The sequence below is a fragment of the Larkinella terrae genome (assembly GCF_009668025.1).
Taxonomy (GTDB): Bacteria; Bacteroidota; Bacteroidia; order Cytophagales; family Spirosomataceae; genus Larkinella; species Larkinella terrae.
Genome location: NZ_WJXZ01000006.1, coordinates 448,708 through 467,735, shown reverse-complemented (window position 1 = coordinate 467,735; position 19,028 = coordinate 448,708). Strand labels below are relative to the sequence as shown.

The 19,028-nt window shown below is 50.3% G+C and carries 17 protein-coding genes; 10 read left to right on the top strand and 7 right to left on the bottom strand.

Annotation, left to right across the window (positions count from 1 at the left end; translation table 11 throughout):
• Positions 1-5 precede the first annotated feature (5 nt).
• From hisC to GJJ30_RS12570, 6 genes are all read left to right on the top strand, one after another.
• A complete protein-coding gene (hisC, locus tag GJJ30_RS12595) occupies positions 6-1,103 on the top strand; it encodes a histidinol-phosphate transaminase (RefSeq protein WP_154175504.1) in 1,098 nt (365 codons plus the stop codon).
• A gap of 15 nt (positions 1,104-1,118) precedes the next feature.
• Positions 1,119-1,652, top strand: a complete 534-nt coding sequence (locus GJJ30_RS12590; protein WP_154175503.1) for a hypothetical protein — start codon at positions 1,119-1,121, stop codon at positions 1,650-1,652.
• Between the two features lie 109 nt (positions 1,653-1,761).
• Entirely contained in the window at positions 1,762-5,103 is a 3,342-nt protein-coding gene (locus GJJ30_RS12585; RefSeq protein WP_154175502.1) for a UvrD-helicase domain-containing protein, read from the top strand.
• A gap of 115 nt (positions 5,104-5,218) precedes the next feature.
• On the top strand, positions 5,219-7,174 hold the full coding sequence (locus GJJ30_RS12580; RefSeq protein ID WP_154175501.1) for a glycoside hydrolase family 127 protein: 1,956 nt from the start codon (positions 5,219-5,221) through the stop codon (positions 7,172-7,174).
• Positions 7,175-7,368: 194 nt separating this feature from the next.
• Positions 7,369-8,199: a helix-turn-helix domain-containing protein gene (locus GJJ30_RS12575; protein WP_154175500.1), complete on the top strand. Its 831-nt coding sequence runs from the start codon at positions 7,369-7,371 to the stop codon at positions 8,197-8,199.
• Positions 8,200-8,274: 75 nt separating this feature from the next.
• Positions 8,275-8,796 (top strand): dihydrofolate reductase family protein, encoded by a 522-nt coding sequence (locus GJJ30_RS12570; protein WP_154175499.1) that lies wholly within the window; start codon positions 8,275-8,277, stop codon positions 8,794-8,796.
• A 96-nt stretch (positions 8,797-8,892) separates the two neighbouring features.
• Here the strand turns inward: GJJ30_RS12570 and GJJ30_RS12565 are convergent, their stop codons facing one another.
• A complete protein-coding gene (locus GJJ30_RS12565) occupies positions 8,893-9,975 on the bottom strand; it encodes an AI-2E family transporter (RefSeq protein ID WP_154175498.1) in 1,083 nt (360 codons plus the stop codon).
• A 23-nt stretch (positions 9,976-9,998) separates the two neighbouring features.
• Positions 9,999-10,199, bottom strand: a complete 201-nt coding sequence (locus GJJ30_RS12560; protein ID WP_154175497.1) for a hypothetical protein — start codon at positions 10,197-10,199, stop codon at positions 9,999-10,001.
• Between the two features lie 540 nt (positions 10,200-10,739).
• On the opposite strand from GJJ30_RS12560, the gene GJJ30_RS12555 reads away from it, so the two are divergent.
• Positions 10,740-11,513 carry a hypothetical protein gene (locus GJJ30_RS12555; RefSeq protein ID WP_154175496.1) on the top strand — a complete coding sequence of 258 codons (774 nt, stop codon included), beginning with the start codon at positions 10,740-10,742 and terminating at the stop codon, positions 11,511-11,513.
• A gap of 354 nt (positions 11,514-11,867) precedes the next feature.
• Here GJJ30_RS12555 and GJJ30_RS12550 read toward each other — a convergent pair whose 3' ends face one another.
• Positions 11,868-13,244 (bottom strand): L-serine ammonia-lyase, encoded by a 1,377-nt coding sequence (locus GJJ30_RS12550; RefSeq protein WP_154175495.1) that lies wholly within the window; start codon positions 13,242-13,244, stop codon positions 11,868-11,870.
• A gap of 115 nt (positions 13,245-13,359) precedes the next feature.
• Here GJJ30_RS12550 and GJJ30_RS12545 point away from each other — a divergent pair, with 115 nt between their 5' ends.
• On the top strand, positions 13,360-15,474 hold the full coding sequence (locus GJJ30_RS12545; protein ID WP_154175494.1) for an outer membrane protein assembly factor BamB family protein: 2,115 nt from the start codon (positions 13,360-13,362) through the stop codon (positions 15,472-15,474).
• A 70-nt stretch (positions 15,475-15,544) separates the two neighbouring features.
• Here GJJ30_RS12545 and GJJ30_RS12540 read toward each other — a convergent pair whose 3' ends face one another.
• Together GJJ30_RS12540 and GJJ30_RS12535 are read right to left on the bottom strand one after the other, a co-directional pair.
• Positions 15,545-15,955 carry a response regulator gene (locus GJJ30_RS12540; RefSeq protein ID WP_154175493.1) on the bottom strand — a complete coding sequence of 137 codons (411 nt, stop codon included), beginning with the start codon at positions 15,953-15,955 and terminating at the stop codon, positions 15,545-15,547.
• Positions 15,956-16,281: 326 nt separating this feature from the next.
• The gene (locus tag GJJ30_RS12535; protein ID WP_154175492.1) at positions 16,282-16,479 is read right to left on the bottom strand and encodes a hypothetical protein; all 198 of its coding nucleotides are present in this window, start codon (positions 16,477-16,479) and stop codon (positions 16,282-16,284) included.
• Positions 16,480-16,684: 205 nt separating this feature from the next.
• Between GJJ30_RS12535 and GJJ30_RS12530 the strand changes: the two genes are divergently transcribed.
• Together GJJ30_RS12530 and GJJ30_RS12525 are read left to right on the top strand one after the other, a co-directional pair.
• The gene (locus GJJ30_RS12530) at positions 16,685-17,098 is read left to right on the top strand and encodes an EamA family transporter (protein WP_154175491.1); all 414 of its coding nucleotides are present in this window, start codon (positions 16,685-16,687) and stop codon (positions 17,096-17,098) included.
• 95 nt (positions 17,099-17,193) lie between these two features.
• Positions 17,194-17,967, top strand: coding sequence for a phosphatase PAP2 family protein (locus GJJ30_RS12525; RefSeq protein WP_154175490.1), 774 nt, complete (start codon positions 17,194-17,196; stop codon positions 17,965-17,967).
• Between the two features lie 54 nt (positions 17,968-18,021).
• On the opposite strand, the gene GJJ30_RS12520 is transcribed toward GJJ30_RS12525, so the two are convergent.
• Entirely contained in the window at positions 18,022-18,246 is a 225-nt protein-coding gene (locus tag GJJ30_RS12520) for a hypothetical protein (RefSeq protein ID WP_154175489.1), read from the bottom strand.
• 69 nt (positions 18,247-18,315) lie between these two features.
• Entirely contained in the window at positions 18,316-19,023 is a 708-nt protein-coding gene (locus GJJ30_RS12515; protein ID WP_154175488.1) for a LytR/AlgR family response regulator transcription factor, read from the bottom strand.
• Between the last annotated feature and the right edge of the window lie 5 nt (positions 19,024-19,028).

Below are 19,028 nucleotides of genomic sequence, written 5' to 3'. Positions count from 1 at the left end.
CTTTTATGTTTGAACTCAATACCATCCTCCGACCGCACATTCTTTCGCTGACCCCCTACTCCTCTGCCCGCGACGAATACACCGGGAAAGAAGGCATTTTTCTGGACGCCAACGAAAATGCATTCGGATCGACGCTCGACGGTTCGATCGTTGAAAATGTGACTTCGGAGGAACAGTATAACCGCTATCCCGATCCGCACCAACTGGCGATTAAAGCCAAACTGGCTCCCATTAAAGGCGTTCGGCCGACACAGATTTTTATTGGAAACGGTTCCGATGAACCCATCGACCTGCTCGTTCGGGCAACGTGCACGCCCGGCCGGGATTCGATTTTGATTCTGCCACCGACCTACGGTATGTACGAAGTCAGCGCGGCCATTAATGACATTCAGCTCATCAAAATACCGTTAACGCCTGATTTTCAGGTAGATGTTCCGGCGGTTTTGTCGGCGATTGAACCACACACCAAACTTCTGTTCGTTTGCTCGCCCAATAATCCAACTGGCAATCTGATCGACCCGGACGATATTAAAACCTTGTTGAATCGTTTTAACGGTTTAGTAGTGGTCGATGAAGCGTACATCGATTTTGCAGATACTCAGTCGTTTACCAGCCTTTTAGATCAGTATCCCAACCTGGTTGTTCTGCAAACCTTTTCGAAAGCCTGGGGGCTGGCAGCTCTGAGGTCAGGTATGTGCTTCGCTTCGGAACAGCTCATCGAGGTGTTGAATAAGATAAAACCGCCTTACAACGTCAGCGGACCGACGCAGCAGTTGCTGCTGAAAGCCCTCGGCAACGTTCCGTCGAAAGACACCATGGTTGCCCGGATTTTGGCGCAGCGTGAAGAATTAATTGCGAATCTGCTCAATTTACCGCTGGTTCGGCACGTTTATCCGTCAGATGCCAATTTCATTCTGGTAAAATTTGATGATCCAAAAGCGGTTTTCGACTTTCTGATTGATCAGCAAATCATTGTTCGCGACCGGCATCGGGTCAAACTTTGCGAAGGCTGCCTCCGGATCACCGTCGGCACCGAGTCTGAAAATGAACAATTGCTGACCATGCTGAAAGCATTCGCAAACCGACTAACCACAACCGTATAAGTACGTATCCATCCTATGAAAAGAAAATTTCTCCTGTTTTTTGTACTGTTGGTTGGCTTGGCAATTTCCCGAGATGCCGCTGCGCAAACGAACAATTGGGCCGTTGGGTTTCGCATCGGCGAACCGGCCGGGGTCAATATCCGGAAGTATTTTGGTGAAAACCACGCCTTCGATCTTAATTTCGGCACTTACGGCGGTATTTACGGAACCCGGCGTAGTTACCGTAAAGGCGTCTACAAAAATGTTGGGTTCAGCGTTCAGGGACACTACCTCTGGCACGGATCGTTCGGTAAATCGGAAACCCTGCACTATTATTTCGGATTTGGCGGACAGTTGAACAGTCGGCGTTACTATTCCGATCAATTTAGTTACGTGAATGCGTACGACAAAACCATCTCCGTGGGCGGTTCGGGCGTAGCGGGCGTTGAATATTTTTTGCCCAATAAGCCGTTCTCCCTTTTTCTGGAAACCGGCGCTTACGTCGAAGTCATCCCCGCTCCGTTCTTCCTCGGCTTGCAATCCGGTTTGGGCGTCAGGTTGAATTTCTAAGTTTTTTTGTATCGCTGAGTGAAGCGAAGAAAATTAAATTAACTCCGCTTAACTCTTTTCACCTCCGCTTCACTCAGCGATACAACTCCAATGTTCGTATCTTTAAGATATGTTCAAAATCTTCAGTTCATCCGCCGGATCGGGAAAGACGTACACCCTGACCAAAGAGTACCTCAAATTGGCGCTAGGGGATCGGTCTGCCGGAGGAAAAGCGTTTGAATCTCACCAGTTTAAGAATATTCTGGCGGTTACTTTCACTAACGCTGCCGCGCGTGATATGAAGGATCGGATTCTGGAACAACTCCAGAAAATCACTTCCGGCGACCTCAATTCCCAGCTTACGGAACTGGCCAGGGAACTGAAAATCGAGCCTTACGAACTGCAAAGCCGCGCGCGCCAGACTTTTCACACCATTCTCCACGATTATTCGGCGTTCTCCGTGCTGACCATCGACAGCTTCGTCCAGCGCGTCGTGACGGCTTTTACGGATGACCTGGAATTGCCGTATAGTTTTGAGGTGGAAATGGATACCGACGCCGTGTTGCAAACCGCCATTGACCGGTTGCTGGAGAAAGTCGGGCAGGAAGATCACCCTTATTTGTCGGAAGCACTCGAAGAATTTTACCTGGACAACGCGTCCGACGGAAAAAGCTGGTACGGGCTGGCCGGAACCCTTGCTGAGTTTTCCAAAGGCCAGCTGGGCGACCGGAATTACGAATATGTTCAGAAACTGAAAGAACTGAATCCTGAGAATTTCCGCACCATCCGGCGAAATCTGCGCGACAAAAACCGGGAAGTTGAAAAGCAAATTGAGCAAGTGGCCCGGGAAGCTTACCAGCTTATTCAGGAGGCCGGTTTGTCGGACAAAGCGTTTTATTACGGCGACAAAGGCGTCGGAACGTATTTCAAAAAAAGGATGCTCCTCAGCGGTTTTCCGGAGGAACCAAATACGTACGTCCGGAAAGCCATCGACGACGACATCTGGCATTCCGGCAAGAAAAACCTGACGCCCGAACAACTTCAGATTGAGGCTCTTAAAGAGCAATTGCGGGAATATATTCTTCAGATTGAGCAAATCCGGGCCGATACTCTTTTGCGGTACCGGACTTTCGGAGCCATCGAGCAGCATTTGCAGAAAGTGGCCCTCCTAAAGCAGATCAAACAGGAATGCGATGATCTGTTACGGGAACAAAACCGGATTCATATTTCCGAGTTCAACCGACTGATTGTCAAGGTTGTTACCGACGAACCGGTGCCGTTTATTTACGAGCGACTGGGTGAGAAATTCCACCATATTCTGATCGACGAGTTCCAGGACACCTCCAAGCTCCAGTTTGTCAACCTCTTGCCGCTAATCGATAATAACCTGGCCTATCAGCGGTTCAATCTGGCGGTTGGCGATGCCAAGCAGGCGATTTACCGGTTTCGCGGGGGCGATATGGACCAAATCGTGGCCTTGCACAGCGGCAAACTCGACCCGCTTTTGTCGGCGCACGAAACCAGCGAAATGACCCTCGAACGGCTGTCGGGCCTGCAACCTCACCTGAACCCTGACCGGCTGGCGACCAACTGGCGCAGTGCCGAATCCATCGTGGAGTTCAACAACAGCTTTTTTCGGTTCATGGCCGATTTCTACGCCGATACGGAATTTGAGAAAGTGACGGAAGTGTTCGACGAACAATTTCGGCAGGCATCGGCCAAAGCCGGGGTGTCGGGCCACGTCCAGATCGATTTCATCGAGAAACCGGATCGGTTTGCCACCAAAAATTCGGATGACGACGGGCCGGATTTCAATACCCAGATGGTTGAAAAAACACTGGCCCTGATTCAAAAAGCGGTGGCCGACGGGTATCAATATGGCGACATTGCGGTTTTGTGCCGATTCAAGAAAAATGCCCGCCGGATTGCGGATTATCTGGAAACCAATGACATACCGCTCACTTCGGAGGACTCGCTCACACTACAGTCGTCAGAACGGGTGCGGTTTCTGGTTTCATTGCTCCAATTGCTCCATCAGCCCGAAAACCGGATGGTGCGCTACGACATGCTGTTTCTGTACCACCGGCTCATCAACCCGAATCTGCCCAGCGCGGCCTGGATGGAATTCATGGACAAAATGGCAAAAGCCGAAGACGAGAGCGATATTTTCAGCCTGATTTCAAAAATCGACAAGATGCCCCTCGATCCGACGGTTTTGCAGCAGCTCAGTATTTACGAGTTATCGGAAAAATTGGCGGACTATTTTGACCTGTTTGACAACGACCGGGATAGCGCTTATTTGTTCCGGTTTATGGACGAAGTGTTAACTTATAGTAGTCGGTACAGCAGTCACCTTTCGGATTTTCTGAATTACTGGGAAACCGCCCAGGAAAAAGTGTCGGTCAGCACGTTAACCGACCAGAATGCCGTTACCATCCAGACGATTCACAAATCGAAGGGCCTGGAATATCCCGTCGTGATTATTCCTTTTGCGGACTGGTCCTACAAACCACGTAATAACGACACCATGTGGGCCGAACTCGGACCGTTGGGCGAAATAGACGAATTAGCCATTCCGGGTATGGAACGTCAGGAAATCAGACGGTTACAAACCGCATCCATTACGATTAAAAAAGACCTGGACGAAACTCCCTTCGCCGACCAATACCAGGACGAGCTGTATCGGACCTTCGTCGAGTGCATGAATCTGGTGTACGTGGCCTTCACCCGACCCACCGACCGGTTGTATATCATTGCAGCCAAGCAGGATTTTTCGCCTACGGCCAAAGATGGCGGGTTTAAGAATGCCAATGGAATTGATTTTTGGCTATACACCTATCTCACTGATCTTCGGGGGAATCCGTGCTGGGAAGAAGGCAAAATGAGTTACGCTCTCCACGATTTTGTAACTCAATCGTCCAAACATCAGTTAACTACAAGTGAACACTTCCGGGTATTCGTCGGAAACCGGGAAGGAACACAACCGCTCCGGCTCCGGCGCATCGAGCGAACGATCGATACCAGTGCCTTCGAAAAAAGCCGGGCCTGGTGGCAGAAAGTCTGCACTGCCCTTTCGCTGATTCAGAGGCCGGAAGATTCGGATAAGGCAATCCGACGGATGATAGCTGAAGGCATTTTACGGGCGACGGAGCAGGAAACCATGCAGTTAGCATTGCAAAAGATCTTAACTAACCCCGAAATTGGCCTGCTTTTCGAACCGGCCAAACGGGGCGACAACAACCGCCGAATTCTAGCTAATGCCAGCAAAACCGGAAAACCGCAGCGGAATGGCCCGAATCGGGTGGTTCAGTTTCCCGACAAAGTCGTTTTGGCCAACTACCTGACCGAAAAACCGGACGATCCGCAACTGGCCAAAATGCGATCGTTTATCAAATTATTCCAGCAAATGGGTCACGTCACGGTTGAAGGCTGGCTGGTGTGTGTAAGCGATTGCCATATAGTTAAAGTTTAACAGATACGGTTTTCGGTATACAGTTTACGGTGGCTGACGCAAGCAGAAATCACGGATGCGTCAGCTACTGTAAGGTGTAAACCGAAAACCGTAACTACAAATCCATAATCGAGTTATGAAGTATTTCAGTTGGTTCTTTTCTTTTCTGCTTTCCCTTCAAATTGCCGTTGCGCAGGATTATCCGATTACGGCGGTACCGCTTTCAAATGTAAAATTACAACCCGGTTTTTGGTATAACCGGCTGGAAACGGCCCGGGCGGTTACCATTCCCCACGCCTTTCATAAGATTGAAGAAACTGGTAAGCTCGACAATTTTGCGGTAGCCGGTGGCCTGAAAAAAGGAACCTTCAATGGCATTCGATTCGACGAATCCGATGTTTATAAAGTTATGGAAGGAGCCGCTTATACGCTCCAGAATCGCTACGATGCCAAATTAGATCGCTACCTCGACAGCCTGATCACGCTCGTTGCGGCCGCCCAGGAGCCCGATGGGTATCTGTACACCATTCGAACGATTTTCAAGGACAGCACGGGTTTGAAAGACTGGGTTGCCGGGCCGTCGCGGTATTCGTTCGAAAATGGCAGCCACGAACTGTACAACGTTGGGCATATGTACGAAGCCGCCATTGCTCATTATCAGGCCACCGGTAAACGGAAATTCCTGGACGTTGCGATTAAAAATGCGAATCACCTTGTCAAAACGATCGGGCCAAAACCGGGGCAAATGATCGTTGTTCCGGGCCACGAAGAGACGGAAATCGCGCTTGTCAAATTATACCGCGTTACGGGCGACAAGCGCTATCTGGATCTGGCCCGGTTTTTTGTGGACATGCGCGGGCGTTCCGATAAACGGCCTTTGTTTCTGGATGCCCACAATCTGGGGCCCGCTTATTTTCAGGATCAAAAACCGGTGGTGCAGCAATCCGAAGCCGTTGGGCACGCCGTTCGGGCACAATATTTATACGCAGGAATGACGGATCTGGCTGCTATTCAGCACGATAAACCCATTCTGGATGCCGTCATGAAAATCTGGAACGACGCCACGACCCGGAAACAATACATTACCGGCGGAGTCGGAGCGCGGGAGAATGGAGAAGCATTTGACGACCCGTACGTGTTACCCAACGATGCGGCCTATGCCGAAACCTGCGCAGCCACGGCGAACCTGCTCTGGAATCACCGGATGTTTTTACTGACGGGCGAATCCAAATACATGGATGTGTTTGAACGGGTGTTATACAACGGTTTTCTGGGGGGCGTGTCGATTGAAGGCAACAAGTTTTTTTACGTCAACCCGATGTCGTCGAACGGCAAAACGGATTTCGGTAACCGCGAACCCGCCCAGCGTTCTCCGTGGTTTGGCATCAACTGCTGCCCCAGCAACGTCGCCCGGTTTTTGCCTTCCCTGCCTGGTTACTTTTACGCCATTCGCCATAACGAACTGTTTGTCAATTTGTTTGCCGATAGCCAAGCAGATGTAATCCTGAACGAAACGCCGGTTAACATTCAGCAACAATCCAATTACCCGTGGGACGGTGCCATTAAAATGACTGTTTCACCGAAAAAACCGATCGCCTTTCCGATCCTGATCCGCATTCCGGGCTGGGTCTCGAACCAGCCAATGCCCGGAGATTTGTACCGGTACGTTACGCAACAACCGCAATCGATCAAGCTGACCATCAATGGGCAGGCTACGGCGGTTTTGGTTGAAAACGGTTACCTGAAACTGCACCGTACCTGGAAACCGGGCGATGTGGTGTTGCTCACCTTCGATATGCCGGTGCGAGAGGTGATTGCCAACAATAAGGTAAAAGCCGATCAGGGGAAGGTTGCAATTGAGCGCGGGCCGGTAGTATATTGCGCCGAAGGAGTCGATAATGGCGGTCGGGCGCTAAGCCTGAGTCCGTCGCTAAACCAACGATATACCCCGGAATTCCGGAAAGATTTGCTGGGTGGCGTCGTGGTTTTGAAACAGTCCGGAGCGAAACCGATGACGCTCATCCCGTATTACGCCTGGAACAACCGGGGAGCGACCGAAATGGCAGTTTGGTTTGGAAGAATAGAAAAATAACCGGATTTGAAAAATTATTGAATTATTTTCCACTGAGCCATTTTTCGGTCTGTTTAGACGCAAAAGGTCACAAAAAGTAACGGTTTCCGGATCACTTTTTTAAATTATTTTTTTATTGCTCTTTTTTCGAAGGGTACTGATCGAAACTTAAGCCGAATCCCGCGCGTTAATCGCTAGGAATCGCAGAAAGATCCATGAATGTCATTGTCCGAAACCCACCCGAGTCGCTCCGTCTGTTTGTGGATAAGCTCTGGCACTTTTCAGCGGATCAGCTTGAGCAGCAGGACGTTTGCCTGCCGGTTTTGCAATACGAGCTGATGTTCAATTTTTCGGATCATTTTTCGGTCAGCGACCCGACCAACGTTCCCATTATTCAGGACGAAGAAAACTGGATCAGCGGGTTGTTTACCCGCCCGCAGCGGGCCGCCACTTCGGGTCGGCACGAAACCTTTGGGGTGTTTTTGAAACCCTGGGCCCTGCAATCGCTGACGGGCATTCCGGCCTCGGAATTGACCAACCAGCTCGTTTCGGGAACGACGGTTTTTCGCCAATCGATGAAAACGCTCAACGATCGTTTGCGCGAATCCAAGGACGGTCATGCGAAGATCAAGTTGATCGAAGCGTTTCTGACAACCCATTTGTCAGACAAGGATATTCCGGCTTACCTGATTTACGCAGCCAACTGTTTACAACACAGCGTCTGGCACGACGGCATGATCCGGAATTTAGCCCAAGAACTGCGAATCAGCGTCAAGTCGCTCACGGTGGCTTTTAAGAAACACATTGGCGTATCGCCGGGGCGGTTTTTGCATCTGCGGTTGCTCAACGATGTGGTATCCGATCTGGCCCGAAATCCGCAGCAATCCCTCACTGAACTGGCGCACAATCACCGGTTTTTCGATCAGGCTCATCTGAATCACCTTTTCAAATCATTGGCGCACCTGACCCCAGGCGAATACCGGAAACAGGTGCTGGCCGGCAAGGTTGATCCGGCAACGCCGTGTTATTTGAATTCAAATGAATGAAAAATGTAAACCGGGTAATTTTTATACAATTTTCCGTTCACATCAGCCGCTACTTTTGTCGAAAACAAACTGCTAATGAGAAAGGTAAAATTGTACATCGCCACCAGTATAGATGCATATATTGCCGGGCCGAACGGTGAAATTGACTGGTTATTTACGGAAGGAGAATTTGGGTACAATGCGTTTATGGAAACCATCGATGCGACGCTGATGGGTAACGAAACGTATAAATTGATTGCCGGTTTTGACGATTTTCCGTATAAAAATCAAACCAATTACGTCTTCACCCGAAATTCTGATGCTGCGGAAGCACCGTACGTGCAGTTTATTTCGGAAGATGTTGCGGAATTTGTCAGACAATTAAAACAGCAGGAAGGGAAAGATATCTTTCTGGTTGGCGGGGGCCAGATCAACGCCATTCTACTTGAAGCCGACCTGATTGACGAACTCCAGATTTTTGTTCATCCGATTATTTTGGGCCAAGGAATCCCGATGTTTCAGCCAACGCAAAAACCGGATGTCTGGCAGTTTGTCGAAACCAAAGGATACGAATGCGGTTTGGTGGAACTGCATTATGTAAAAAAAGGGAAATTATAGAATGATAAATATTAACTGATGAATGTTCAATGTAAAAGTGAATGTCCTGAATATGGCTTTTTACTTTTACATTGGACATTCATCAGTTTACATTGATTATTTTAACCTGCCTTTCACCGACCGTTCGGCTTTTTCTTCAACGACATCTTCCTGTTTGACGCCTTCCAGTTGCAACCTGCGATTCTGGCGCTCAAAAACCTTAAACAGCACCATAAAATAGGCCAGCAGCAGCGGGCCGATGACCAATCCCAAAATACCAAAAACCGGTACGCCCAGCACGATTCCCGTCAGGGTAACAAACGGGTGCACATCGCCCATCCGCCGGGCCAGCATGACCCGAAGCAGGTTGTCGATGTTGATAATTACCACCACGCCAACCACCAGGATGCCGATTCCGTTGCCGGTATTTCCCTGCGAAATCAACAGAATACCAGCAGGTCCCCACACCAGCGGGGTTCCCAGAATGGGGATAAACGCAAAAAAGAAAGCCACCGTACCCCAGAATGCCGCATCCGGAACGCCAAAAATCCAGAGGGTCAAACCGGTCAGCACCGACTGAACCAGCGACACCAGGGCCTGGCCTAACACGTTGGCATTCACCATGTTTTTCAGGTCTTCGCCCAGTTCATTCAGCGTATCGTTTTCGAACGGCAGGTATTTCCGTAATCCTTTCAAAAACTTTTCCTCGTCCATAAAAATGAAATACAGACCGACGTACAGCAACCCCAGCGAAATTACCACATCCAGCGTTCCACTCAGGATGGACGGAAACTGGCGGCTGGCAAAACCGGCACTTTGCTGCACCAGATTTTTGATGTTGGCCTGGTTGGTCAGCTGAATACCGGTCGCTTTTTCAAGCTTTTCGATTAATTGAAGAATCTGTTCCGTGTGCTGACTATAATACTGAATCCGGTTGATCAACAATAAACTGAGAGCCAGAAAAGGCATGATGATCACCAAAACCGAAAACAAGATTAGTAAAATGCTGACGAACAGCCGGTTCCATTTCCGCTTGTGCACCAGATTGGTGAACCACGGACGAAAAATGACGTAAATAATTCCGGACCCCAGCAGGGCTATGGTATATTGACGCAACCCAACCAGAATAAAACCGGCAATGACAATCAGACTGACAATTAATAGAACGCGTTGCTGTTTGGGAGTGTAGATAGTGGCCATAGCACGTTTAAAAATGAATCTATCTATTTAACACCCGATGTTACAACTTTTGTTTTGGCAAATTGGAAACCGGTGCCTTTTTCGAGAACGCTTGTGAACGCAAACGGCTCCGTGGAAATCCGCAGAGCCGTTTCGTCTAAAAACCGGTCGGGCTTGCGTAGTTCGCTTCGCTTTTCACGCCGTTGTTGTTCAACTTGATTGGGGGTAAAGTGCTTGGTTTTCATGGCATAGCCTGCGTTGCATTAGCAGTCTACAAAGGTTGCCCGGTCACCAAAGGAAAGAATAACAAGGTTGCCAAGTCGGGGTTTTCGGTTGTCGAACCCGGCTTTTTCGGTGCAGAATGCCGGAAGCCGGCAATGGAAAACTGAGATTAATTCGACGTTAAAATCGCTAACCAGAACTTCGGGCTTTTGGCTCATATTTTCTACGCTTTTGCTTATTTCAACGCTTTTTTTGAAATACATGCAACGTCTGGCGGAAAAAAGGAGACTAAACAGAATGGAGGCTTAAGAAACCTCAATTAATAGAGATGGTAGTAGGACAGGCCCGGTTTTTAGCCGGGTTTTGTTTTTTAAGTCTTTCAACCCTTGCCGCATCTTTCGGGAGATCTCCCGCCGGTCCGATCTTACAGTTACTTCCTGACTTCTTTAAACAGCCCGCTTCGACTTTTTTTTCTTATCCTGACAACCCTTTATCCAAACTTGGACTCCCGATTATACCAATAGTCCTTTCTGTTCATTTCAGATTAGTAAACTTAATAATCCATGAAATTACCTTTCACACCATCAGCCTTATTAGTAACCGCTTTCTCGCTCGCTCTTAGCGCCTGTTCGGTGCAGGATCACCTTCGACCAGAGACTGAAAAATGCCGGATCAGCACATTTTCGGTTACAACCAAAAGCACCGATTTACCGTACGGTTCTTATGACGAAATCCTCGAAATGGATGGAAATCAAACCAAATTTGAGTATGTCAGTAATAGAGACTACTCATTTGATGAAGAGGGCCGGGTTATAAAAGTAACTGGATTTGCTTCCAGATCCGCAATTGCAGAAACTTATCAATACCTACCCGAAGTGTTCAAGGTAATTAATTGGGATAAAACAGAAACCACTTTTCCCCGCAATGAGCAGGGATATCAGGTTCGTCCGGGTTATGTTTATAATTCAGAGGGTTATTTAATCCAAACCGAAACCAGCGGGGAGTTACGAAAATACACGTACGTGGGCGGGAATTTGGTGAAGGAAGAATTATTCAATAATTCAAGTGCTACTCCCAAATCCGTTACGGTTTACGAATACGATTTAAGCAAGCCAAATCTACCTGACGAATCGACGTTTACCGGTAAAAAGAGTCGCAATTTGCCCACCAAAATGACAATTACGGAGTTCCCTTCCATCTCAAGCCGGACGCTGGCGTTTAGCTATCTTTTCGACGAAAAAGGACAGGTCAAACGCCGTATTTCAATCTTTGTAACCGATTCCTCCCGTTCTCCTTACCAGCTGGATGATTACTTGTATACTTTTACCTGCCAGTGATTCCAAGGGAGTCTCGTGATTTTCAACAGGGGTAAATCGTTCCCGGTTTACCCCTGTTCCTAATTTCCCTGCAAATCCGCACTTTAGTCTCTTCCAGTCGTGGAATACGCACATGCCCACTTGCCGGGCAAAATTTCCCGCAGGGTTCAAAACCGTGACAGCCCATGGTCCCGTCAATCTGCCGCAAGCCTGAAAGGCTTAACCACGGATAACCCCGGATGAAATCCGGGGCTGGCAGAAGAGGTTAGGTATCAAATCAACCCCGTTGGGATTGTATGTGGGTTTGGGTCAGGCTCCGGATTGCATCCGGTCTTATCAGTAGGCAAGTCCTTCGGACTGTTAAGCATCTTGCTTTTAGCACTCCGTCGCACTCAGCGCTAGTCCGGCCTCCGAGGTTTCCTTGTATTTGGTGGACATATCGCGCCCGGTTGCTTTCATGACTTTGATCACGGCATCCAGCGAAATTTTCTGGTTGGCGGGTGTTCCGGCCGTTGCCAGCAAAAACGCGTTGTAAGCCTTCACCGCCCCCATTGCGTTGCGCTCGATGCACGGAATCTGAACGTAACCGCCGATCGGGTCGCAGGTCATGCCGAGGTGGTGCTCGATGCCAATTTCGGCGGCCGCTTCCACGGCTTCGATCGGTTTCCCCGCGCAATAGGTCAGGAAAGCTGCGCCCATCGCCGAGGCCGTACCGATTTCGCCCATGCAACCCATTTCGGCTCCCGAAATACTGGCGTTATGTTTCACCAGAAAGCCGATGGCCGCTGCTGCCCACATGCCCGCCCGTAGGGTCACTTTGTCATAATGAAAGTGGTGTTTGGCCAGGTACGTCAGGCCAGGAATGACGCCAGAAGCGCCCGATGTCGGTGCCGTGACAACGATGCCCCCGGCGGCATTTTCCTCCGAGGCTGCCAGACAATACGAATTCAGAAAGATCAGAAAACTGTCCGACGATTGCGCCAGTCCCCGCGCCTGCTGAAATAACAAAGGCGCTTTCCGGCGCAGTTTGATCGATCCCGGCAAGGTTCCCGTATGCCGCAACCCGCGCCGGACGGCCTTGTGCATAAAATCCAGAATCAGGTCGATGCGGTTATTGATTTCCTTCGCCGACCGACCCGACAAAGCGATTTCGTTCGCCAGCATGAGTTCTTCCAGCGTCAGGTTATGCGTTTTCAGTTGCTCCTTCAACTCTTTCATGGTCTGGTACGGATACGGTACTAAACGGTTCGCTTGATCGGCCGTCTCCTCTCCTTTTCGCAGAATAAAACCGCCCCCGATCGAATAATATTCTTCTTCGAAAACCGTACTATTCCCGCCAACCAATCTGAAAACTACGGTATTGGCGTAGGGCGAATCGTACTTTTTGCGCTCGAAATGAATATGCTCCCCGCCCAGTTGAAACCTCCGTTCGCCCACCTGCACCGGATACGTCACGGCCGGATCTTTCAGCAAGGCCAGCAAAGCCGCCGGATCGGTCGATTCGGGTTGCCAGCCCAGCAGCCCGGCCACCAGGGCGCGGTCGGTGCCATGGCCCTTGCCCGTTGCGCTCAGCGAACCGTATAGGTACATCTGAATGGAGTCGGCGTTGTCCAGTGTTGATTCGGAAAGCTGACGCAATCGCTCCAGAAAGTCAAAAGCTGCCTTCATCGGTCCAATCGTGTGTGAACTCGACGGGCCGGGTCCAACCTTGAACAGGTCGAAAATGGAGGTGGTTATGGGTGAATTATTCATGAATAATCGTCAGGAATGTTGATGAAGTTGTATATTTTCGGGCCGGATACGTGCAAGAGGTGCCTTTTTTGTCATCGCATAGAAATCAGTCCAATATAAGTACTTCCTAGACCGAATGAAACGTTTCGTATTTCCCGCTGCCTTCCTGCTGGCGGCTTTACTGATCGCAGCTCAACAATCTTTTGATACGCCAAAGCAAACCGGCGGTTCCCGCGAATGGCCGGAATACCTCGGCGGTCCCGACCGAAACCACTATTCACCACTCGACCAGATTAACGCGTCCAATGTGAGTAAGTTACAAATTGCCTGGGAATATCACGCCAAAGATTCGGGGCAGGTGCAGTGCAACGCGATCATTGTCGACGGAACGCTATACGGCGTAACGGCTTCCAGTCAGGTGTTTGCGCTCGATGCGGCCACGGGAAAGGAAAAATGGCGGTATGCCGAAAGCAACCGGGGCGGGGTCAACACCACCCGGGGTGTAACCTACTGGAGTAACAACGACGATAAACGCATTCTTTTCGCTTCCGGCTCCTCGCTTTGCGCCGTCGATGCCCGCACGGGCGTGTTGATTCCCGGTTTTGGAACGAACGGAAAAGTGAGCCTGAAGGCCGGATTAGGGCCAACGGCGGCCACTAAATTTGCGATTTCAAACACGCCCGGCACCTTGTTTGGCAACCTGATAATCATGCCCTTGCGGCTTTCGGAATCGTCGGATGCCGCGCCGGGTTACATTCAGGCATTCGATGTGGTTACCGGAAAAATTGCCTGGGTGTTCCGGACCATTCCGTACCCCGGCGAATTTGGGTACGACACCTGGCCGAAGGATACCTACAAAAACAAGAACGTCGGCGGGGCCAATAGCTGGTCGGGGATGTCGATCGACCGCAAGCGGGGCATCGTTTATGTGCCGACCGGCTCGGCCGCTTTCGATTTTTACGGCGGAAACCGCAAAGGCCAAAACCTGTTTGCCAACTGTCTGCTGGCGCTCGACGCCAAAACCGGTAAGCGCATCTGGCATTATCAGTTCGTTCACCACGACATCTGGGACCGCGACCTGCCCGCGCCCCCGAACCTCGTCACGATCCGCAGTCACGGCAAACTCGTCGATGCCGTAGCCCAGGTGACCAAAACCGGTCATGTGTTCGTTTTCGACCGGGTAACCGGAAAACCGCTGTTTCCGATTCGCGAGACGCCGTATCCCAAATCGTCCCTGCCCGACGAACCGACCTGGCCGACGCAGCCCGTTCCGACCCGCCCCGCTCCTTTTGCTCGTCAGACCATCACGGAAGCCGATCTGAACCCCTACGCCGAAAACCGGGATTCGCTGCTGGCCACGTTCCGGCGATCTAAAGTGGGACCGTATCAGCCGCTCGGCAAAACGCCGACGCTGGTGTATCCGGGGCTGGACGGCGGTGCGGAGTGGGGTGGTGCGGCCGTTGATCCCGACGGCATTATGTACGTGAATGCCAACGAAATGGCGTGGGTACTAAGTTTGCGCGACACGCCGAAAGAAGAAGAACTGGCGCACCTCAGCCCCGGCGAACGGCTTTACACGCTCAACTGCGCGGTTTGTCACCGCCCCGACCGCAAGGGAAATCCGACCAGCGGGTATCCGTCGCTTGTTAACATCGGGCAACGGCGGGACCGCGATTTTGTCAGCAAACTAATTACCAGTGGCAAAGGCATGATGCCCGGCTTCACCCGCCTGACCGAAATCGAAAAACAGCCGCTGACAGCATTTCTGTTTGGCGATGAAAAAGTGGAAGCCAGTGCGCCAAAACCGGGTTCCAAAGAAACGTATGTGCCCTATAAATTCAATGGGTACACCAAATTTCTCGACAACAAAGGCTATCCGGGCATTCGGCCGCCCTGGGGAACGCTCACGGCCATCGACCTCAACACCGGCGAACACCTCTGGCAAAAACCGTTCGGTGAGTTGAAAGAACTGACCGCCAAAGGCATTCCTCCAACCGGCGCCGAAAGTTACGGTGGCCCCGTAGTAACGGCCAGCGGACTGTTGTTCATTGCCGCCAGCAAGGACGGGATGTTTCGGGTCATCGACAAAAAAACCGGGGCGGTTTTGTGGCAAACGGAGCTTCCGGCGGCCGGTTACGCTACGCCCAGCACCTACGAAGTGAACGGAAAACAATACATCGTCATCGCCTGTGGCGGCACCAAACTGGGCACCAAAAAAGGCGATAGCTACGTGGCCTTCGCGTTACCATAGAAGGGTACCACGATGCCGGCAGGAAAGTTGCCGGATTCGCCGTTTCAAATGCATTGGTAAGGAAGTCGGTCTAGACGCAGTGACCCAGGAGCCAGTTTCTACGCAGGTCGAGAACCAGCCGGTTGTACTCCTGAATGGTGTCGGGTTTGGTGATAAATCCGTTTGCGCCCAGAGCAAAGGCACGGTTTCTGTCTACCTCATGGCTGGAGGTTGTCCAGATGACGATTGGTAAGGTGTTAAATTGAGTATTCGAGCGAACTATTTTGAGAGCTTCCAACCCATCCATGATCGGCATGTTGATGTCCAATAATACCAGGGAAGGCAAAACCCGGGCCGTTTCCAACGCCGTGAGCAGCTCTTCTCCGTTCATTAAGGTTTTGATACAGCAATCGGGACTAAATTGTTGAAAGGCTTTATGCATTAAAAATTGATCATCTTCATCATCATCAACCAAAAACACACAATCAAAACAAGTTGACATTACTAAAATAGCTTATTAATAGAAGGTAGACTATAGATAAACTTATATTTTGGAAAATTAATATTTTATTTGTTCTTATCCTATGATTCCCTGATAAAATAAAGTAAAATCCCTGATTTACTGGCTAATACGATTTTTATATGACCTTATTCGTTCAAACTTATTTCAATCCGTTCTAAATAAAAAATACAAACTTTTAAGAAAGTATCTACCCCATTATTCTAATATGAAAACAAAAGGTTTTATCCACCAAAACTGAAAATTTGCCGAGACCTGCGGTTTTTCTTTTCTGGCAACCCAGGCGGTCGAATAACTAAGCACACCGGTTATTTTACCTGCCGGGTTTTCTGCATTCGGGCCCAGTCAACGGCAGACTGCAATGCCACATCCTGCTGCTGAAGCAAGTTGCCAGCGTATCCACCACCGGTTTCTTCCCCAATAACTAAAGACACCTTCGTGTCACCTCGCAACACCTGCTCAACCAGTGCCTGGTCGATTCGTTTCGTATCATCGTTTTGATCCACTATCGGGATAAGACCGGTCCATGGCGGGAAAGTTGCAAAGCGATGGAATCACCGATCTAAAAATAGTTAGCTGACCCCGGGAAGCGATGGGATCCTGAAGATTTTCTGAAGCGATAATACCGGTACGAATCTAAAATGCCGTTAACCATTCACTTTTTTGCCCGGATTTCGTTGAAGGAGTAGAACGCTTAATCTGACCGAAACGATGTGGTGGCTTTTCGCTTTGTTATCCGCTTTTTTTGCCGCCATAACGGCCATTTTTGCCAAAATCGGGATCAAAGGCGTTGACTCGGATCTGGCAACAGCCATCCGCACAGTGATCATTCTGCTGTTATCCTGGAGCATCGTTCTGGCCCGGGCCGCGTGGCGACAGTTGCCCCTGCTGTCAGGATCGACCTGGACGTTTCTGATTCTTTCGGGACTGACGACCGGTTTATCTTGGCTGTGTTATTTTAAAGCCTTGCAACTGGGCACCGTGTCGCAGGTGGCTCCGGTCGACAAACTCAGCATTGCCCTGACCATCATTCTGGCGATTCTTTTTCTGGGTGAACCCCTGACACTGAAAACCGCAGTGGGCGCTTTGTTAATCATCAGTGGAACACTCGTTCTGATCCTGTAATCCAGGCCACGCCCGGCCTTCAAAATTTCTTCAAAATCGGCAACGAACTTCGCAATAAGCCGGTATTCATCAACTGGTCACCCGGTTTGCACAGAATGAAACAACAACTCGTTTTTTGGTTTTTTATTGGTTCCCTCAGTTTCAGCAGTCAGCTTCAGGCCCGGACTGCGCCCGTCGATACAACCCGCACGGTCAATCAATCAACACCGGGGCCGGTCGCGGCAGAAAGCAACCGACCGGTTTTCCGCCCGACTGCGTTCATTGTTCCGGCCACTCTACTGACGGCCGGGCTGCTGGTTCAGGGTTCGGTGAGTCGGCAGGTTCGGGGCGAAGTGCTCCGGCAATTTCCTGATTTCCGATCTCCGGTCGATAACTACCTGCAACTCACCCCCAGCGTTGTCATGTTGGGTTTGGGTGCTGCGGGAGTCAAAGGGAAACACGGTTTTGGCGATCAGCTGGCGCTGGCCGTTCTGGCAAACGGGCTGGCGCAGGGCCTTACGTATACGCTCAAGTATACCGTCGCCTATCCCCGGCCCGATGGAAATGGCCACGAATCGTTTCCGTCGGGTCATACTTCCTCCGCTTTTACGGGCGCAACCCTGCTGGCCAAGGAGTATGGCGGACGCAGCCCCTGGTATGCCATAGCCGGGTACGCAACAGCGACCACCGTGGGCGGTTTTCGGATCATCAAAAACCGCCACTGGCTGGCCGACGTCCTCTTTGGAGCGGGTATCGGAATTGCCTCCACCGAAGCCGTTTACCTGGCTTATCCCTGGCTGAAACATTTGGTAATTCGCCGGAAACAGACCGTCCTCATGCCCATTTATCAGGGCAACTGGGGCGGTTTTTGCCTGACTTCCGTTTTTTAGTTGAAATTTACCGGTAAAAGTCCAGAAATGACCTTTCAGCGGGTTTTTAAAACCTTACAAAATCCGGAAGGGTAACGTGCCCGCGTGCTGGTGATAATAGTCCAGCAAATGCGTTTGAAGACTTCGATCCGACTGCATGGCCCGGAAAACTTCTGTCCTCACCTGTTCCAAAAGTTGATCTTTGTCGACCATAGTTGGCCTGCGCTTTTGGGTCGACTCATCGACGGCCTTCAGAAACTGATTCATGTAGCGGGTGTCTTCCGGATTTTTACTGAACATACTGTCAAAAATGGCTTCAAAACAGAAAGCTTCAAGTAGCGTATAGTCTCTGAACCAATGGTAAACCCCTTAGCCAATTCGTTTCAGCAAATTTTCCCGGTAAAAATCTCCGATGGGCAGGTACTTTCCGCCAATTTCAACCCGGTTTCGATCAATACTGTCCATTTTGTGGATGGCGACGATGAACGAGCGATGAATGCGAACAAAGTGACTGGGCGGCAATTTTTCTTCCAACCGGCTCAGGGTGAGCTGGGTAATCCATTTCCTGTCCTGCGTGTGAATCAGAACGTAATCTTTGCGACTTTCGGCGAAAAGAATATCCGCAATATCGACCCTAACGGTCCGGGATTCGCTTTTGATAAAAATGCTTTCGGACACAGCAACCTCCGGTGGACCTGGCAACGGCGCTTCTCTGGTGGACGCACCCATGCGCTGCTGAACCTTGTGAATCGCGGAGAGAAACCGCTCGAATGGAATGGGTTTCAGTAAATAATCAATGGCGTTGACAGCGAACCCTTCGAGCGCAAACTCCTGATAGGCAGTCGTCAGGATGACAAACGGCGGATCTTTCAGGGTGCGCAGAAATTGTAGGCCGGTCAGTTCCGGCATTTCAATGTCCACCAACAACAAATCGACGGGCGTTTGGGACAGTACCTGCAAGGCCTGCAGGGGGCTGCTGCACAGTTGAACCAGTTGGAGGAAAGGGATCTTTTCGATGTAGTTTTCCATCACCTCCAGCGCTAACCGTTCATCATCGACCACCAGACATCGGATCATTACTC

What these genes read in the sequence shown, in the direction of transcription:
- GJJ30_RS12560 (WP_154175497.1), bottom strand. Translation starts at nt 10,199, where the DNA reads ATGAAAACCAAGCACTTTACCCCCAATCAAGTTGAACAACAACGGCGT.
- GJJ30_RS12515 (WP_154175488.1), bottom strand. Translation starts at nt 19,023, where the DNA reads ATGATCCGATGTCTGGTGGTCGATGATGAACGGTTAGCGCTGGAGGTG.
- hisC (WP_154175504.1), top strand. Translation starts at nt 6, where the DNA reads ATGTTTGAACTCAATACCATCCTCCGACCGCACATTCTTTCGCTGACC.
- GJJ30_RS12555 (WP_154175496.1), top strand. Translation starts at nt 10,740, where the DNA reads ATGAAATTACCTTTCACACCATCAGCCTTATTAGTAACCGCTTTCTCG.
- GJJ30_RS12525 (WP_154175490.1), top strand. Translation starts at nt 17,194, where the DNA reads ATGAAACAACAACTCGTTTTTTGGTTTTTTATTGGTTCCCTCAGTTTC.
- GJJ30_RS12540 (WP_154175493.1), bottom strand. Translation starts at nt 15,955, where the DNA reads ATGTCAACTTGTTTTGATTGTGTGTTTTTGGTTGATGATGATGAAGAT.
- GJJ30_RS12565 (WP_154175498.1), bottom strand. Translation starts at nt 9,975, where the DNA reads ATGGCCACTATCTACACTCCCAAACAGCAACGCGTTCTATTAATTGTC.
- GJJ30_RS12570 (WP_154175499.1), top strand. Translation starts at nt 8,275, where the DNA reads ATGAGAAAGGTAAAATTGTACATCGCCACCAGTATAGATGCATATATT.
- GJJ30_RS12550 (WP_154175495.1), bottom strand. Translation starts at nt 13,244, where the DNA reads ATGAATAATTCACCCATAACCACCTCCATTTTCGACCTGTTCAAGGTT.
- GJJ30_RS12585 (WP_154175502.1), top strand. Translation starts at nt 1,762, where the DNA reads ATGTTCAAAATCTTCAGTTCATCCGCCGGATCGGGAAAGACGTACACC.
- GJJ30_RS12530 (WP_154175491.1), top strand. Translation starts at nt 16,685, where the DNA reads ATGTGGTGGCTTTTCGCTTTGTTATCCGCTTTTTTTGCCGCCATAACG.
- GJJ30_RS12520 (WP_154175489.1), bottom strand. Translation starts at nt 18,246, where the DNA reads ATGTTCAGTAAAAATCCGGAAGACACCCGCTACATGAATCAGTTTCTG.
- GJJ30_RS12580 (WP_154175501.1), top strand. Translation starts at nt 5,219, where the DNA reads ATGAAGTATTTCAGTTGGTTCTTTTCTTTTCTGCTTTCCCTTCAAATT.
- GJJ30_RS12575 (WP_154175500.1), top strand. Translation starts at nt 7,369, where the DNA reads ATGAATGTCATTGTCCGAAACCCACCCGAGTCGCTCCGTCTGTTTGTG.
- GJJ30_RS12590 (WP_154175503.1), top strand. Translation starts at nt 1,119, where the DNA reads ATGAAAAGAAAATTTCTCCTGTTTTTTGTACTGTTGGTTGGCTTGGCA.
- GJJ30_RS12545 (WP_154175494.1), top strand. Translation starts at nt 13,360, where the DNA reads ATGAAACGTTTCGTATTTCCCGCTGCCTTCCTGCTGGCGGCTTTACTG.